This window comes from Streptomyces violaceusniger Tu 4113 (genome assembly GCF_000147815.2).
In the GTDB taxonomy this organism is placed as follows: Bacteria; Actinomycetota; Actinomycetes; order Streptomycetales; family Streptomycetaceae; genus Streptomyces; species Streptomyces violaceusniger_A.
This window is the reverse complement of record NC_015957.1, coordinates 1429532-1445061: the sequence shown is the minus strand read 5'-3', so window position 1 is coordinate 1445061 and position 15530 is coordinate 1429532. Positions and strand designations below refer to the sequence as shown.

Sequence of the window (15530 nt, the reverse complement as noted above, 5' to 3'; positions counted from 1 at the left end):
TCGCCCGGCAGCATGGGCGCTGGACGGCCGCGGAGGGGCCGGGGCCTCAGGCCCCCTCCTCCGCGGCCCCCTCCCGGTAGAGCGCCGCCTCCTCCAGGTCCAGCCGCCGCAGCAGCGACCGCAGCATCTCCTCGTCGATCCGCCGGGCGTCCCGCAGGTCCACGAACACCTTCCGCTCGGCCTCGATCATCTCCCGGGACAGCCTCCGATAGGTGTCGTCCGCCGATTCGCCGGTCACCTCGTTGACCGCCCCGAGACGCTCCCATACGGCGTTGCGGCGCTGTTCCAGCACGGTGCGCAGCCGGTCGGCGAGCGGCGGGGGCAGGGCGTTGCGCTCATCGTCGAGCAGCTCCCCCAGGCGGCTCTCGGCCGCCAGTGACGCCTGGTTCTGCGCCTGTGCCTCGGCGAGGGTCTCGGCCCGTGGATCGCGGCCCGGGAGCCCGAGCAGCCGGATCAGGGACGGCAGGGTGAGCCCATGGACGACCAGGGTGCCGATGACGGTCGTGAAGGTCAGGAAGAGGATCAGATTGCGGGCCGGGAAGGGTTCCCCGCCGTGAATGGTCTGCGGGATCGAGAAGGCGATGGCCAGCGAGACCACCCCGCGCATCCCGGCCCAGCCGATGACGACCGGCGCGGTCCAGTTGGTGCCGGGCTCGCGCTCGCGGATCCCGGGGAAGAGCATGCGCGGCACGAACGTCGAGGGGAAGACCCAGACGTAGCGGGCGGCCACCACGGTCAGGAAGACGACGGCCGCGTACCAGGCGGCCTCGCCCGCCCCGTACTCACCCAGGCCACCCAGCACGACCCGCAGTTGCAGCCCGATCAGCGCGAACACCGCCGACTCCAGCACGAAGTCGATCATCCGCCAGACCGCGGCCTCCTGGAGCCGAGTCGCGAAGTCGACCTGCCAGGAGTGGTGTCCGAGGTAGAGCCCGACCACCACGACGGCCAGCACACCCGACGCCTGGAACTGCTCGGCGGTGGCATAGGCGACGAAGGGGATGAGCAGCGAGAGGGTGTTCTGCAGCAGCGGATCCCGCATCCGGATGCGCAGCCAGTGCAGCGGCACCATCAGGATCAGCCCGACCACCACGCCGCCCACGGCCGCGAAGGCGAACTCCCGCAGGCCCTCGGCCCAGCTCACGCCCTCCCCCACCGCCGCGGCCAGCGCCACCCGGTAGGCGGTGATCGCGGTCGCGTCGTTGAACAGGGACTCGCCCTGCAGGAGCGTGGTGAGCCGGGAAGGCAGCCCGATCCGGCGGGCGATGGCGGTGGCGGCCACGGCGTCCGGCGGCGCGACCACCGCGCCCAGCACCAGCGCGGCGGTCAGCGGCAGCCCCGGGATCACCAGATGGGCGACCACGCCGACCGCGACCGTGGCAAAGAGCACATACCCGACCGACAGCAGCGCGATCGGCCGCAGATTGGCGCGCAGATCCAGATACGAGCTGTCCAACGCGGCGCTGTGCAGCAACGGCGGCAGCACCAGGGGCAGCACGATATGCGGGTCCAGGGTGTAGTCGGGCACCCCCGGGACGTACGAGCCGACGAGCCCGACCACGACCAGCAACAGCGGCGCGGGCACCGGGGTCCTGCGGGCCGCGCCGGCGACCACCGCACTGCCCGCGACCAGCATCAACAACGGCAATACGTCCATCGACCGACCCCGTCCCCGCCGGTCGCACCGACGGTCGTCCATGTGATCCGCCCACGCGGCGTTTTAGTCTGGCAATCATGAGCGAGTGCCTGCATGTTCCCGCACTGCCGCGCCCCGAGCCGGAGCCGCGGTCCGACACCTGTCCCGAGTGCCTGGCGGTCGGCAGCCATCCTGTCCAGCTTCGGAAGTGTCTGGTGTGCGGCCACGTGGGCTGCTGCGACTCCTCGCCATACCAGCACGCCACCCGGCACTTCGAGGAGACCGGACATCCGGTGATGCGCAGCTTCGAGGAGGGCGAGGAGTGGCACTGGTGCTATGTGGATCAGTTCATCGTGTAGGTCCGGCTCCGCGAACGCCCTGGTCTTGGCGTTTTCCGCGCATTGCGGGAGATCGACCTCCGCGTTTGTCGGCCCGGGCAGCTAGCCTTCACCACATGATCCGATCAGCCAAGCCGTCCGACGTCCCCGCGATCCATGCGATGATCCGCGAGCTGGCGGACTACGAGCGGGCTCCGCAGGAGGCGAAGGCCACCGAGGAGCAGCTTCGTGAGGCGCTCTTCGGGGCGCATCCCGCGGTGTTCGCGCTGATCGCCGAGGAGACCGGCGGCGCCGGAGAGCCCGGCGGGCCGGTGGGGTTCGCCCTCTGGTTCCGTAACTTCTCCACCTGGACAGGCACCCATGGCGTGTATCTGGAGGATCTGTACGTCACCCCGCGGGCCCGCGGCGGCGGCCACGGCAGGGCGCTGCTCGCCGAGCTGGCGCGGATCTGCGTGGAGCGGGGCTATGCCCGCTTCGAATGGTCGGTGCTGGATTGGAACGAGCCCGCGATCGGCTTCTACGCCGCGCTCGGCGCGGAGCCGATGGACGAATGGACGGTGCGCAGGCTCTCGGGAGAGCCACTGCGAGGGCTGGCCGCTCAGGCCATGGGCACCGCCGTGACCAGCGATTCCCTGAGTGAGGCGACATCTCTTTCGAATTGAGACCGCAAACCCTCTAGCCACGCTGCGTACTCATGTGCTTACTATGAGTGATATCGCGGCTCTGTGGGCCGGGGTTCACCCGTGATGGGGGCCGTGCTTCGTCCGGGCGACACCGAACCGCAGATCGCGATAGCGTCGCAGCCAAAGTACATACAGCGCCGGTCCGTCCACCCTCCACCATAAGGGTTCGGGGCCGACGCTCCAATCAGCTCAGCTCAATCAGCTTGTGTCACCTTGGAGGTGAGGGTGTCCCAGATCGCAGGCGAGCCCGGGACCCAGGACTTCGTGGAAGTCCGGCTGCCCGCTGCGGGTGCCTATCTGTCGGTGCTGCGTACGGCGACCGCCGGCCTCGCAGCCCGCTTGGACTTCACCCTCGACGAAATCGAGGATCTGCGTATCGCCGTGGACGAGGCATGCGCGATCCTGCTGCAGCAAGCCGTGTCCGGCAGTGTGCTGAGCTGCGTCTTCCGCTTGATCGACGACGCACTGCAGGTCACCGTCTCGGCTCCCACCACTGACGGCCGCGCCCCCGAGCGCGACACCTTCGCCTGGACGGTGCTCTCCGCACTGGCGGGCAAGGTGGACTCGACCGTGGCCGAGGACCGAACGGTCAGCATCAGCCTGTACAAGGAGCGCGGCGCCGGCCCCGGACAGCCGTGACGGAAAAAGGGGGCTCCGTGAGCACTGCATCATCGCGGGGAGTGGGTACCCCGGCCATCCCGCACCCGCCGGCCCGGCCGCATCCCGCGGACTCGGAGGCGGCAGGAGACCGACCAGAGCGGGCGGACCACATGGATCAGCACGAGCAGGTGCATCAGCAGCACGATCCACATGACCGGAGCGGCGCGCGGGCGATGTTCCTCGAGCTGCGCGGGCTGCCGGAAGGCTCCACCGAGCGGGCCGAGATGCGCAACCACCTCGTGCGTATGCATCTGCCGTTGGTGGAGCACCTGGCCCGGCGCTTCCGCAACCGCGGTGAGCCGCTGGACGACCTCACCCAGGTCGCCACCATCGGGCTCATCAAATCCGTGGACCGGTTCGACCCGGACCGCGGGGTGGAGTTCTCGACCTATGCGACACCCACGGTCGTCGGCGAGATCAAGCGCCACTTCCGTGACAAGGGCTGGGCGGTGCGGGTGCCGCGCCGGCTGCAGGAGCTGCGGCTGTCGCTGACCACGGCCACCGCGGAGCTCTCCCAGCGCCATGGCCGCGCCCCGACCGTCCATGAGCTGGCCGAGCAACTGTCCATCTCCGAAGAGGAGGTGCTGGAGGGGCTGGAGTCCGCCAATGCCTACAGCACCCTGTCCCTTGACGTACCGGACACGGACGACGAGTCCCCGGCGGTCGCCGACACCCTCGGCGCGGAGGACGAGGCGCTGGAAGGCGTCGAGTACCGCGAATCGCTCAAACCGCTGCTGGAGGATCTGCCGCCGCGCGAGAAGAAGATCCTGCTGCTGCGCTTCTTCGGCAATATGACGCAGTCGCAGATCGCGCAGGAAGTCGGCATCTCCCAGATGCATGTCTCCCGGCTGCTGGCCCGCACACTCGCGCAGTTGCGCGACAAGTTGCTGGTCGAGGAGTAGCGAGCGCATCCGGCCCACGGTGCCCGGGGCTTCCCGGGCACCGGCCGTGGGACTCTCCTGTCAGCCGTGTCCGGCGCTGGGGTGACCGGCTAGGCGGCCTCGATGAAGTCCGGTGCGGTTCGGGTGCGCCCCAAAGGGGGCGCGGGGCTGTGTCGATGTGCGGCTCCGCCGCGTGGGCGCGACCAGCCACGACACAGCCGCGGATGAACGACCGCACCTCGCGGCACTCCCCGCGGAGCGCTTAGGCGTCGCGGGGGCCGATACCGAGGGCCTCGGTCGCCGTCGGGTTGATCAGCAGCGCCAGGACGGCGAGGGCCGCGATGGCGGTGACCACCCCGGCGGCGATCAGCCCGCCGCCGTTCTGCACCAGCGTCCAGGCCACCGGCAGCGCCATGAGCTGAGTGATCATCGCGGGGCCGCGGCTCCAGCGGCGGCGCAGCCACAGTCCGCGGGCCGCCAGCAGCGGCAGCAGGGCCAGCGCGACCACGGTGACGCCGAGCATCTCCGCCTGCTGGGGGCTCTCCGGGTTTCCGGTCAGCCCCATGATCAGTACGTAGACGCCGAAGCCCAGCAGCACCACGCCCTCCGCGGCGGCCAGCACCGCGGCGGCGGTCAGCCGGGTGGGGCGGGGCCCGGTGGGCGCGTCGTCGGCGGCGCCGGTCGCCGTGGCGGCGGCCTCGGCGTCCGGCCGGGCCGTGGCCTGCTGCGCCGCGGCCTTCCGCTCGGTCGCCTTCCGCGCCGTGACCCTCTGTGCCTTCTTCGCGGTAGCGGACTTCTTACTGCTCACCCCAGCAGCGTAGCCGCCCCCGGGCCGCCCGGACCCTACCCCCCTCGGGCCGGTCGTCTCGGATAGGTAGGCTGACGCGCATGCGCGCGCTCCTTGTGGTCAATCCGGCAGCAACCACCACCAGTGCCCGCACTCGGGATGTTCTGTTCCATGCGCTCGCCAGCGATCTGAAGCTGGACGTGGTGACCACCGAGTACCGGGGTCATGCGCGCGATCTGGCCCGGCGGGCGGTCGACGGCGGCACTCATGAACTGGTCGTGGCCCTGGGCGGCGACGGCACCGTCAACGAGGTCGTCAACGGACTGCTCCACCACGGCCCCGCCCCGCGCGAACTGCCCCGGCTCGCGGTCGTCCCGGGCGGCTCCACCAATGTCTTCGCCCGCGCGCTGGGGCTGCCCAATGACGCCGTCGAGGCGACCGGCGCCCTGCTGGACGCGCTGCGGGACGGCACCGAGCGCACCGTGGGCCTCGGGCTCGCGGCCGGCACCCCCGGCACGCCGGACGAGTCGGTCCCGGCGCGCTGGTTCACCTTCTGCGCCGGGCTCGGCTTCGACGCGAGCGTCATCGGCCGGGTCGAGCAGCAGCGCGAGCGCGGCAAGCGGTCCACCCACGCGCTCTACATACGCCAGATGGTGCGGCAGTTCATCGGAGAGCCGTATCGGCGGCAGGGCGCCATCACGATTCGGCGGCCCGGCCAGGACCCGGTCGAGGGGCTGGCGCTGTCGATAGTCTGCAACACCTCCCCGTGGACGTTCCTGGGCAACCGCCCGGTCTACGCGTCCCCGCAGGCGTCCTTCGACACCGCCCTCGACGTGCTGGGACTCACCAAGCTGTCGACGTCGGCGGTGACTCGCTACGCGACTCAGCTACTGATGTCGACGCCCGAGCGCGGCCCCCGCGGCAAGCATGTGGTGGGGCTCCACGACGTGGAGGACTTCACCTTGCAATCCCAGGCGCCACTGCCGTTCCAGATGGACGGTGACCATCTGGGACTGCGTACGAGCGTGACGTTCACAGGCGTACGCCGTGCACTGCGTGTGATTGTGTGAGTGAGACCGCAAAAAGTCCTTCCACTCGAACGTTTAGGCTGGCCTCCACCCACCGGAAGTACGGCTGTGACTGAGTCGACACCAAGGAATCAAAAAAAACTTTCCGGAAGGGGTTGTATCCGCCGCCGAGGTTTGCGAGTCTCTTCTTGGCGATCGGGACGGCCTCCAGAAGGCCCCCTTGAGAGCCCGAACCCCCACCTCATTCCACGGGACCGCACCAGCCCCAACTGGTCGGCGTCCCTACCCTTGCGGGGGGATTCGTGAAAGCGTTCACATTCACAAGCAACGAGCCCGCAATACGAGGAGATGGAGCAGCCATGGACTGGCGTCACAACGCCGTTTGCCGCGAGGAAGACCCCGAGCTGTTCTTCCCCATCGGCAACACCGGTCCTGCGCTGCTGCAGATCGAGGAAGCCAAGGCCGTCTGCCGCCGCTGCCCCGTCATGGAGCAGTGCCTGCAGTGGGCGCTTGAGTCCGGCCAGGACTCCGGCGTCTGGGGTGGAATGAGCGAAGACGAGCGCCGCGCCATGAAGCGCCGTGCCGCTCGCAACCGGGCACGCAACGCCAGCGCCTGAAGCCCGCACCCCGTGGCCCCCGAGCCGCAGCGCGTAGTACCCCCGATGCGCACAGCAAATTGAGCTTTGAGCCCCGGACCAGATGGGTCCGGGGCTCAGTGCTTTCCGGGGTACGGGGCTATGCCCGTCCGGCAGTTGTAGAACTGTGGCCGACGCCTCAGTGCTTCTCGGCACGCACCGGGAAGTCCAGCACCACACGGGTGCCGCGCTCCGGGGCGGGCACCATGTCGAACGTCCCGCCCAGCTCGCCCTCCACCAGGGTGCGGACGATCTGCAGGCCCAGGTTTCCGGCCCGCTGGGGGTCGAACCCCTCGGGCAGCCCCCGCCCGTCGTCCTGGACGGTCACCATCAGCCGGCTCTCCTCACCGCTGCCACCGCGCACCGCCGAGACCTCGACCGTGCCCTGCTCCCCCGGTCCGAAGCCGTGCTCCAGCGCGTTCTGCAGCACCTCGGTGAGGACCATGGACAGCGGGGTGGCGACCTCGGCCTCGAGAATGCCGAAGCGCCCGGTGCGACGGCCGGTCACCTTTCCGGGCGATATCTCGGCCACCATGGCCAGCACCCGATCGGCTATGTCGTCGAACTCGACCCGCTCATCGAGGTTCTGGGAGAGGGTCTCGTGGACTATCGCGATCGAGCCGACCCTGCGCACCGCCTCGTTGAGCGCCTCCCGTCCCTGCGCCGAGTCCATCCGGCGGGCCTGCAGCCGCAACAGGGCGGCCACCGTCTGGAGGTTGTTCTTCACCCGGTGGTGGATCTCCCGGATGGTGGCGTCCTTGGTGAGCAACTCGCGCTCGCGGCGGCGCAGTTCGGTGACGTCCCTGAGCAGCACGAGCGATCCGATGTGCAGCCCCTTGGGCTTGAGCGGAATGGCCCGTAGCTGGATGACCCCGTCGCCGCCCTCGACCTCGAACTCCCGGGGCGCCCAGCCGCTGGCCAGCTTGACCAGCGCCTCGTCCACCGGGCCGCGCACCGGGGCGAGTTCGGCGGTGGTCTTGCCCAGATGGTGGCCGACGAGGTCGGCGGCGAGCCCGAGGCGGTGGTAGGCGGAGAGCGCGTTGGGGCTCGCGTACTGGACCACCCCGTCCGCGTCGAGCCGGATCAGCCCGTCGCCCGCGCGCGGTGACGCGTCCATGTCGACCTGCTGATCGGGGAACGGAAACGATCCGGCGGCGATCATCTGGGCGAGGTCGGACGCGCTCTGGAGATAGGTGAGCTCCAGCCGGCTGGGGGTCCGTACGGTCAGCAGGTTGGTGTTCCGCGCGATCACTCCGAGGACCCGGCCCTCCCGCCGGACCGGGATGGACTCCACCCGGACCGGCACCTCCTCGCGCCACTCGGGGTCGCCCTCCCGGACGATCCGGCCCTCGTCGAGCGCCGCGTCGAGCATCGGACGGCGGCCTCGGGGGACGAGATGGCCGACCATGTCGTCCTGGTAGGAGGTGGGCCCGGTGTTCGGCCGCATCTGGGCCACCGAGACATACCGGGTGCCGTCGCTGGTGGGGACCCACAGCACGAGATCGGCGAACGAGAGGTCGGAGAGGAGCTGCCACTCCGAGACCAGCAGATGGAGCCACTCGAGGTCGGAGTCGTCGAGTGCGGTGTGCTGGCGTACGAGGTCGTTCATGGAGGGCACATGGTGAGCCTACCCTCAGCGGTGGATTAGCCTATTCGCGCATAAGCATGGACAGACAGCAGTGGTCTAGTCCAGAATATCGAGCACTGCGATCTTCCGCTCTCCCCGCACAGGAGGGCGGATCGAGGAGCCCGGAGCGCTCTGCCCTGACCGCCCGGGGTCCTCAGGTCGGCCGCTCGGCCGATGCAACTCCGGGCTGCGGTGCCGGGTGGGTTGAGGGTCCCGCCCTGGCGCCGCGGCCCGCGGGTGTCCCACCCGTCGTGCTCAAGGCTCCCGAGCACCCGTCGTACTCAGGCTCCCGCGCCTCCTCGAAGGCCGCGGGAGCCTTTTCCGTACCCCAAGCCGTACGCCCGGCCGTACGCCTCAGCGGGTCTCCGTCACCTTCGCCAGCGCCCTGGGCGCGTCCGGGTCCTGGCCGCGCGCGATCGTCACCTCGTACGCCAGCATCTGCAGCGGGAGGATCTCCAGGATCGGCTGGAGCTCCTCGGCGACTCCGTCCGTCGGCAGGGCGAACCCCGCCGAGGCCCGCTCCACCTCCGACGCGCCGCCGATGACGACGAGGTCGGCGCCCCGGCCGCGCAGCCGCTCCAGGACCGGCTGCAGCGCCTGGCCGCCCTTGCCCTCGGTGACGATCGCGATCACCGGCGAGATGTTGTCGACCATGGCGAGCGGACCGTGCAGCAGATCGGCGCCGGAGTAGGAGAGTGCCGGAATGTAGCTGGTCTCCATCAGCTTCAGGGCGGCTTCCTTGGCGGTCGGATAGCCGTAGCCCCGGGAGGTGAGGACCATCCGCTCGGCGAAGCGGTAGCGCGCCGCGAGCTGCCGGACCTCGTCCTGGCGGTCGAGGATCTGCTGGGCGAGGTCGGGCAGCACCTTGGCGGCCGCGCCGTCGCCACCGCGCAGCCCCTCCACGAAGAGGTAGAGGGCGAGGAGTTCGGCGGTGTAGGTCTTGGTCGCGGGCAGCGCCTTCTCCGGCCCGGCCAGGACGTCGATGTGGAACTCGGAGACGGCCGCGAGCGGCGAGTCGGGGTTGTTGGTCACCGCGAGGGTGATCGCACCGGCCGCGCGGGCGGCCTCGGTGGAGGCGACCAGGTCCGGGGAGCCGCCGGACTGGCTGACGGTGATCACCAGCACATCGGTGAGGTCCGGCTGGGCGCCGTACGCGGTGGTGGTGGACATGGAGGTCAGACCGCACGGCTTGCCGAGCAGCACCTCGAGCAGGTACTTGGCGTACAGCGCCGCGTTGTCGGAGGTGCCCCGGGCGGTGAGCAGGACGAAGCGCGGGTTGCGGGCGGCGATCCGCTCCGCGACCTCGCGGATCCGCGGGGCGCCCTGGTCGAGGATGCGGCGCAGCACGGCGGGCTGCTCGGCCATCTCGCCGGACATGATCCGGCCCGGCTGGTCGCTGCGCTGGGCCGTCGTCGTGGCGGACATGCTGGGTGCCTCCAGGTGGCTCTGTGCCGGCTGTGCTGAGGGGGCTGGGGATCAGTCCCCGGAGTGGTCACCGGCGCCGATGCCGGCGATCACCTCGGCCGCCGCCCGTCCACACACCCGGGCGGCGCCGTGGGTCGCGATGTGCAGCGCTCCGGCGGGCGGCGCCTGGGGCACGCCCATCTCGACGACGACCGTCTCCGGCCGGGCGGCGAGCAGGGCGTCCAGCGCGTCGGCCATCCAGGGGTGCCGGTGGACATCGCGGACCACAGCGACGATCCTACGGTCCGCCGCCGCATCGAGCATATTTTCGATCAGCGCGGGGACGCCCCGGGCCTCGGCGTCCTGCCGCCCGTAGGTGGCGGCCTGGGTGCCGGGACGCAGCCGGGCCAGTTCGGCGCCGACGCCCCAGGGGGTCTCCTCGCCAACCGCGATGTTGGCGACCGGGGTGAGGGCGGCCACGTAGGCGGGCCCGGTCACCGGCTCGTACGACAGCCCGGCCGGGGTGACTCTGAGCGCCCGGCGCGCGGCGGCGAGCCCCACCCCCGCGGCGGGCTCGATGCCGTGCGCCGCGCGCGGTCCCGCGGAGTGCCGCGTCCACTCCCCCAGGGCGCGCACCCGCGCCGCCGCCTCGGCCAGCCGCTCCTCCGCCAGCCGTCCCTCGAGGACGGCCGTGACCAGCGCGTCGCGCAGCCGCAGCACGGTGTCCTCGTCGGCGAGCCCGCCGCCCACGCAGATCGCGTCGGCGCCCGCGGCGATGGCCATGACGCTGCCGTGCTCGATGCCGTACGCGTCGGCGATGGCCCGCATCTCCATGCCGTCGGTGACGATCAGCCCGTCGAAGCCGAGGCCGCCGTCGGCCACGGGCCGGCGCAGCAGGCCGTGCAGCGCGGCGGGGCTGAGGGTGGCGGGCAGGTCGGGGTCGAGCACGGGCAGCAGGATGTGCGCGCTCATCACGGCCTTGGTCCCGGCGGTGACGGCGGCGCGGAAGGGCACCAGTTCGCGGGCGGTGAGGGTGTCGAGTCCGGCGTCGATGCGCGGCAGGGCGTGGTGGGAGTCGACGGCGGTGTCGCCGTGGCCGGGGAAGTGCTTGGTGCAGGCGGCGACCCCGGCGCTCTGGAGGCCCTCGATGTACGCGGCGGTGTGCCGGGCGACGAGCCCGGGTTCGGCGCCGAAGGAGCGCACGCCGATGACCGGGTTGTCGGGGTTGGAGTTGACGTCGGCGGAGGGCGCCCAGTTGAGGTTGACGCCGCACTCGGCGAGGCGGCGGCCCAGCTCGCGGGCGACGGCCCGGGTCAGCTCCGGGTCGTCGACGGCGCCGAGTGCCAGATTGCCGGGGAAGGAGGAGCCGGCGCGCACCTCGAGCCGGGTGACGTCGCCGCCCTCCTCGTCGATGGCCACCAGGACGTCGTCGCGCTCGGCGCGCAGCTCGGCGGTGAGGGCGGCGAGCTGCTCGGGCGAGGCGATGTTCCGGCCGAACAGGCCGACGGAGGCGAGCCCCTCGCCGAGCCGCCGCAGCAGCCAGTCGGGGGCGGTGGTGCCGGTGAAGCCTGGCTGCAGAACGGTGAGAGCGTCGCGGGTGAGGGTGGCGGAGTCATGCGCGAGGGTCGTCATAAACCGGGATCATCCCTTCACAGCGCCGGAAGTGAGCCCACCGACCGCCTTGCGTTGCAGAAACAGGAACAGGATCAGGATCGGGATGGCGAACAGCGAGGCCGCCGCCATGGTGGCACCCCAGTCGTCGCCGAAGGCGGTCTGGAAGCTGGACAGCCACAGCGGAAGCGTCTGGGCCTCCGGGTCCTTGTTCAGGATGAGGACGAGCGGGAATTCGTTCCAGGCCGTGATGAAGCCGAAGAGCGAGGTGGCCATCAGGCCGGGCGCCAGCAGCGGAAAGATCACCCGGACGAACGCCTGCGGACGGGTGCAGCCGTCGACCATCGCCGACTCCTCCAGCTCCTTGGGGATCGCGGCCACGTAGGCGCGGAGCGTGAGGATCGTGAAGGGCAGCACCATGACCATGTAGAACAGGGTCAGCGGAAGCAGGCTGTTCAGCATGTCGCCGTCGCGGACGAGCATGTAGACGGCGATGACCAGGACTTCCCAGGGCGCCATCTGCGCGATCATGAAGGTCACCAGGAAGCCGCGGCGCCCCTTGAACCGCATCCGGGCCAGGGAGAACGACGCGAGCAGCGCGATCACCAGCGAGAGGGCGACCGCCGAGAGGGTCACGGTGAGCGAGTTGCCCACCAGCGTCCAGAAGTTCTTGGCGTCCAGGGCCTTCTGGAAGTGGTCCAGGGTGGCACTGGTCGGGAACCACACCGGGTCCTCGGAGATGACGTCCGAGGTCGGCTTGAAGGCCGTGGTGAACATCCAGTAGACGGGGAACGCGAAGCCGATGAAGAGCACGACGGCGGTCACGTTGGGCCACAGCCGGGCGAGCGGCGAGCGCTTCACAGCTCGTCCTCCTCTTGCCTGAGCACGATCCGGAGGTAGTAGGAGGTCAGCGCCAGCAGGACGGCGATGGTCAGCAGCGAGATCGCGGCGCCCATGCCGTAGTGCTGATTGCCCACGCCCTCGATGAAGGCGTAGACGGGGAGGGTTTCGGTGAGCCGGTCCGGGCCGCCCTCGTTGATCGCGAAGACCTGGGTGAACGCCTTGAAGACCCAGATGACTTCGAGGAACGTCGTGGCCAGCAGAAACGGCTTGAGGAAGGGGAACGTCACCGAGGTGAAGCTCTTCCAGGTGCCGGCGCCGTCGAGCGCGGCCGCCTCGTAGAGCTCGCCGGGGATGGTGGTGGTCGCGGCGTAGAGGTTGATCGCCACGAAGGGGATCGACTGCCAGACGATCAGCACGGTGATGATGAAGAAGGTGGAGAACTGGCTGCCGGTCCAGTTGTAGTGCGCCATGGAGTGCCAGCCGAGCGCGTCCAGCACCCAGTTGACCACCCCGAAGCGGGCGGCGAAGAGCCACTGGAAGACCGTGGTGCCGGCGATGGGCGGCATGGCCCAGGCGAGCACAAGACCGACCGAGAGCAGCAGCCGCATCTTGCTGCCGAGGCGGGCCAGCAGCAGTCCGACCAGGGTGCCGAGCAGCATGATCAGCACGACGTTGACCGCGGTGAAGATCATCGACCGGAGGGTGACCCGCCAGAAGTCCTCGCTGGTCAGTGTCTCGCGGTAGTTGTCGACGCCGTTCCACTCGGTGAGGTGCTGGATGAGCTGCCGCATATTGAGGTTCTGGAACGACAGCAGGCCGTCCTTGACCAGCGGCCAACCCAGCAGCAGCACGGTCGCCACCAGCGCGGGCAGCAGCAGGAGGTACGGGGCGGCGCCGGTCAGCCGTCCGCGCCCGGGGGTGCCCGGGGCCGGGCGGCGGGTGCCTGGCGGCTCCCCGCTCCGGCGGACCCCGGCCGCCGCCGGGCCGGGGTCCTGGCGTTCGGTCGCTACGGGCATTGGGCTCAACGCTCCTGGCTGAGGCGCTTGTTCAGCTCGCCTTCGACCGACTTGGCCGCCTCGGCGGGCGACTTACCGGTGAGCACCGCGGTCATATAGGTCTTGACGGGGTTCGGGGCGTTCTCCACCGGGGCCCATTCGGGGATCAGCGGGGTGGTGCCGCCGGTCGCGGCGGCCGGTGCGGCGGCCAGTCCGGCGGGGTTGCCCTTGAGCTGCGCCTGGAGCGACTCCTTGTTGGGGATGACGCCGCCTTCCTTGGCGAGCTGTCCCTCGTAGGTGTCATTCAGTGCGATCTTCAGGAACTCCTTGGCCAGCTCCTGCTTTTCGCTGCCCGCGGCGACCGCGAGGTTGGAGCCGCCGAGGAAGACGCCCTCCGGCTTGCCGGCGGTCTCACCCGGGATGGTGAAGTAGCCGAGGTCCTTCTCGATCTTCGGGTTGGCCTTGATCGCGATACCGGCTTCCCAGCCCATGCCGATGAACGCGCCGGTCTTGCCCTTGGCGAAGACCTCGCCCTGCTGCGGGGTGGCCTCGTCCTTGTCCTTGGGGGCCTTGCTGAAGGACTGGTACTGCTGGTAGATGTCCATGGCCTTGCCGACCTTGGGGTCGGCGAGGTTGGAGACCCACTTCTTCCCGTCCTTCTTGACGAGGTCGGCGCCGGTGCCGATGGTGAGCCCGTCGAAGAAGTACCAGTTCTGGCCAGGGAGATAGATCGGCTCGGCGTCCGTCTTCTTCTGGATGGTGTCGAGGTCCTTGAAGAACTCGGTACGGGTCTTGGGGGTGTCCTTGATCCCGGCGTCGGCCCAGATCTTCTTGTTGTAGAGGACGACCCGGTTGGCCGCGTACCACGGCGCCGCGTACTGCTTGCCGTCGTAGACCGCGGACTTGTTGATCGACTCCGCCCAGTCGGCGCCGATCGACTTCTTCAGGTCATCCAGTTCGGCCAGTCCGCCGGTCTGCGCGTACGACGGCGTCTGGGTGTTGCCGATCTCCAGCACATCCGGCGGATTGGATTCCGAGAGCGCGGTGGTCACCTTCTGCTGAATGCCGTTCCACTGCTGGATCTCCAGCTTCAGCTTGGCGCCCGTCTTCTTCTCGAAAGCGGCCTTGACATCCTTCGTCCAGCCGTCGGGCGTAGAGCCGTCCATCGCCCAGACGGTCAGCGTCTCGCCCTTGAAACCATCCGCTCCGGCCTTTTTGTCATCGCCGTCGGACCCACAGGCCGCGACGGATACCAGCATTGCCGCGACACCCGTCGCCGCTATGAGCCCACGCTTCACAGCACTCTCCTCAGAAGGCCGGACGAGGGGTTTAATGGTCCAGACCAGTGCCCGCAGCTTGGCCTAGACCTTTTGGGGTGTCAAGGGTGTATAAGAGTCACCGGCGGCTCCGTTACCGGACCGACACTTCCCGACATCCGGACCGAGCGGATGCCCGGAGCCGGGACCGTGCCACGATGTGAGGCGCTGGATTCTTCAGGAGACCGGTAACGGCGGCAGACGCCGGTGACGGCAGCGGACCAGGAGTCGGAAGGGCGCGCGATGGAGACCGAGGGGGCAACGGCGGCAGCGGCGGCCATCACGACGGCCGAGAGCGACGGCAACGGCTCCGCCGGGGCGCGTACGGCGCGCGTCCCGAAGTACTACCGCCTCAAGCGCCACTTGCTGGACATCACCGAGACCCTGCCACCGGGCACCCCGGTCCCGCCGGAGCGCACCCTGGCCGCCGAGTTCGACACCTCGCGCACCACCGTGCGCCAGGCGCTGCAGGAGCTGGTCGTCGAGGGACGGCTGGAGCGGATCCAGGGCAAGGGCACCTTCGTGGCCAAGCCCAAGGTCTCCCAGGCGCTGCAACTCACCTCGTACACCGAGGACATGAAGGCCCAGGGCCTGGAGCCCACCTCCCAGCTCCTGGACATCGGCTATGTCACCGCCGACGACCGGCTCTCCGGGCTGCTGGACATCGCCGCCGGCGGGCGGGTGCTGCGCATCGAGCGGCTGCGGCTGGCCAGCGGCGAGCCGATGGCGATCGAGACCACCCATCTGTCCGCCAAGCGCTTCCCCGCGCTGCGCCGCAGCCTGGTCAAGTACGCCTCGCTCTACACGGCGCTGGCCGAGGTGTACGACGTCCGCCTGGCCGAGGCCGAGGAGACCATCGAGACCTCGCTGGCCACTCCGCGCGAGGCGGGGCTGCTGGGCACCGATGTGGGGCTGCCGATGCTGATGCTCTCGCGCCATTCGCGGGACGCGTCCGGGGAGCCGGTGGAGTGGGTGCGGTCGGTCTACCGCGGGGACCGCTACAAGTTCGTGGCCCGGCTCCAGCGGCCGAACGGCTGAGCGGCGGTACGTCCGGGGCGCGCCAAGGCTGAGCCGCGCCACGCCCGA

General features: G+C 70.0%; 15 protein-coding genes. 7 read left to right on the top strand and 8 right to left on the bottom strand.

From position 1 onward, the window contains the following. Positions 1 to 46: 46 nt before the first annotated feature. A complete protein-coding gene (locus tag STRVI_RS06495; protein WP_014054822.1) occupies positions 47 to 1657 on the bottom strand; it encodes a Na+/H+ antiporter in 1611 nt (536 codons plus the stop codon). 77 nt (positions 1658 to 1734) lie between these two features. Between STRVI_RS06495 and STRVI_RS06490 the strand changes: the two genes are divergently transcribed. The 4 genes from STRVI_RS06490 (at position 1735) to STRVI_RS06475 (ending at position 4219) form a co-directional block, all read left to right on the top strand. After that, positions 1735 to 1995 carry a UBP-type zinc finger domain-containing protein gene (locus STRVI_RS06490; protein WP_014054821.1) on the top strand — a complete coding sequence of 87 codons (261 nt, stop codon included), beginning with the start codon at positions 1735 to 1737 and terminating at the stop codon, positions 1993 to 1995. Between the two features lie 95 nt (positions 1996 to 2090). Then, positions 2091 to 2636, top strand: coding sequence for a GNAT family N-acetyltransferase (locus STRVI_RS06485; protein ID WP_014054820.1), 546 nt, complete (start codon positions 2091 to 2093; stop codon positions 2634 to 2636). Positions 2637 to 2882: 246 nt separating this feature from the next. After that, positions 2883 to 3296 carry an anti-sigma regulatory factor gene (locus STRVI_RS06480; RefSeq protein ID WP_014054819.1) on the top strand — a complete coding sequence of 138 codons (414 nt, stop codon included), beginning with the start codon at positions 2883 to 2885 and terminating at the stop codon, positions 3294 to 3296. A 17-nt stretch (positions 3297 to 3313) separates the two neighbouring features. Continuing rightward, on the top strand, positions 3314 to 4219 hold the full coding sequence (locus STRVI_RS06475; protein ID WP_086019615.1) for an RNA polymerase sigma factor SigF: 906 nt from the start codon (positions 3314 to 3316) through the stop codon (positions 4217 to 4219). Between the two features lie 241 nt (positions 4220 to 4460). On the opposite strand, the gene STRVI_RS06470 is transcribed toward STRVI_RS06475, so the two are convergent. Next, a complete protein-coding gene (locus tag STRVI_RS06470; protein ID WP_014054817.1) occupies positions 4461 to 5006 on the bottom strand; it encodes a hypothetical protein in 546 nt (181 codons plus the stop codon). An 80-nt stretch (positions 5007 to 5086) separates the two neighbouring features. Here STRVI_RS06470 and STRVI_RS06465 point away from each other — a divergent pair, with 80 nt between their 5' ends. Continuing rightward, the gene (locus tag STRVI_RS06465) at positions 5087 to 6055 is read left to right on the top strand and encodes a diacylglycerol/lipid kinase family protein (protein WP_014054816.1); all 969 of its coding nucleotides are present in this window, start codon (positions 5087 to 5089) and stop codon (positions 6053 to 6055) included. A 317-nt stretch (positions 6056 to 6372) separates the two neighbouring features. Beyond that, positions 6373 to 6630, top strand: a complete 258-nt coding sequence (locus STRVI_RS06460; RefSeq protein WP_014054815.1) for a WhiB family transcriptional regulator — start codon at positions 6373 to 6375, stop codon at positions 6628 to 6630. A 157-nt stretch (positions 6631 to 6787) separates the two neighbouring features. Here STRVI_RS06460 and STRVI_RS06455 read toward each other — a convergent pair whose 3' ends face one another. From STRVI_RS06455 to STRVI_RS06430, 6 genes are all read right to left on the bottom strand, one after another. Further along, the gene (locus STRVI_RS06455) at positions 6788 to 8257 is read right to left on the bottom strand and encodes a PAS domain-containing sensor histidine kinase (RefSeq protein ID WP_014054814.1); all 1470 of its coding nucleotides are present in this window, start codon (positions 8255 to 8257) and stop codon (positions 6788 to 6790) included. A 372-nt stretch (positions 8258 to 8629) separates the two neighbouring features. Further along, complete coding sequence (locus tag STRVI_RS06450; RefSeq protein ID WP_014054813.1) at positions 8630 to 9700, bottom strand: SIS domain-containing protein; 1071 nt, start codon at positions 9698 to 9700, stop codon at positions 8630 to 8632. 51 nt (positions 9701 to 9751) lie between these two features. Next, positions 9752 to 11311: a glycoside hydrolase family 3 protein gene (locus STRVI_RS06445; protein WP_014054812.1), complete on the bottom strand. Its 1560-nt coding sequence runs from the start codon at positions 11309 to 11311 to the stop codon at positions 9752 to 9754. Between the two features lie 9 nt (positions 11312 to 11320). Beyond that, positions 11321 to 12151: a carbohydrate ABC transporter permease gene (locus tag STRVI_RS06440; protein ID WP_014054811.1), complete on the bottom strand. Its 831-nt coding sequence runs from the start codon at positions 12149 to 12151 to the stop codon at positions 11321 to 11323. Further along, on the bottom strand, positions 12148 to 13149 hold the full coding sequence (locus tag STRVI_RS06435; protein ID WP_014054810.1) for a carbohydrate ABC transporter permease: 1002 nt from the start codon (positions 13147 to 13149) through the stop codon (positions 12148 to 12150). The genes STRVI_RS06440 and STRVI_RS06435 overlap by 4 nt, the downstream gene beginning before the upstream one ends. A gap of 5 nt (positions 13150 to 13154) precedes the next feature. Continuing rightward, positions 13155 to 14426, bottom strand: a complete 1272-nt coding sequence (locus STRVI_RS06430) for an extracellular solute-binding protein (protein WP_014054809.1) — start codon at positions 14424 to 14426, stop codon at positions 13155 to 13157. A 261-nt stretch (positions 14427 to 14687) separates the two neighbouring features. Between STRVI_RS06430 and STRVI_RS06425 the strand changes: the two genes are divergently transcribed. Continuing rightward, positions 14688 to 15482 carry a GntR family transcriptional regulator gene (locus STRVI_RS06425; protein ID WP_014054808.1) on the top strand — a complete coding sequence of 265 codons (795 nt, stop codon included), beginning with the start codon at positions 14688 to 14690 and terminating at the stop codon, positions 15480 to 15482. Positions 15483 to 15530: the final 48 nt, after the last annotated feature.

Bases quoted from the DNA above. Each gene is read 5' to 3' on its own strand.
- STRVI_RS06450 (WP_014054813.1), bottom strand. From the start codon at position 9,700: ATGTCCGCCACGACGACGGCCCAGCGCAGCGACCAGCCGGGCCGGATC.
- STRVI_RS06435 (WP_014054810.1), bottom strand. From the start codon at position 13,149: ATGCCCGTAGCGACCGAACGCCAGGACCCCGGCCCGGCGGCGGCCGGG.
- STRVI_RS06495 (WP_014054822.1), bottom strand. From the start codon at position 1,657: ATGGACGTATTGCCGTTGTTGATGCTGGTCGCGGGCAGTGCGGTGGTC.
- STRVI_RS06425 (WP_014054808.1), top strand. From the start codon at position 14,688: ATGGAGACCGAGGGGGCAACGGCGGCAGCGGCGGCCATCACGACGGCC.
- STRVI_RS06460 (WP_014054815.1), top strand. From the start codon at position 6,373: ATGGACTGGCGTCACAACGCCGTTTGCCGCGAGGAAGACCCCGAGCTG.
- STRVI_RS06455 (WP_014054814.1), bottom strand. From the start codon at position 8,257: ATGAACGACCTCGTACGCCAGCACACCGCACTCGACGACTCCGACCTC.
- STRVI_RS06445 (WP_014054812.1), bottom strand. From the start codon at position 11,311: ATGACGACCCTCGCGCATGACTCCGCCACCCTCACCCGCGACGCTCTC.
- STRVI_RS06490 (WP_014054821.1), top strand. From the start codon at position 1,735: ATGAGCGAGTGCCTGCATGTTCCCGCACTGCCGCGCCCCGAGCCGGAG.
- STRVI_RS06465 (WP_014054816.1), top strand. From the start codon at position 5,087: ATGCGCGCGCTCCTTGTGGTCAATCCGGCAGCAACCACCACCAGTGCC.
- STRVI_RS06485 (WP_014054820.1), top strand. From the start codon at position 2,091: ATGATCCGATCAGCCAAGCCGTCCGACGTCCCCGCGATCCATGCGATG.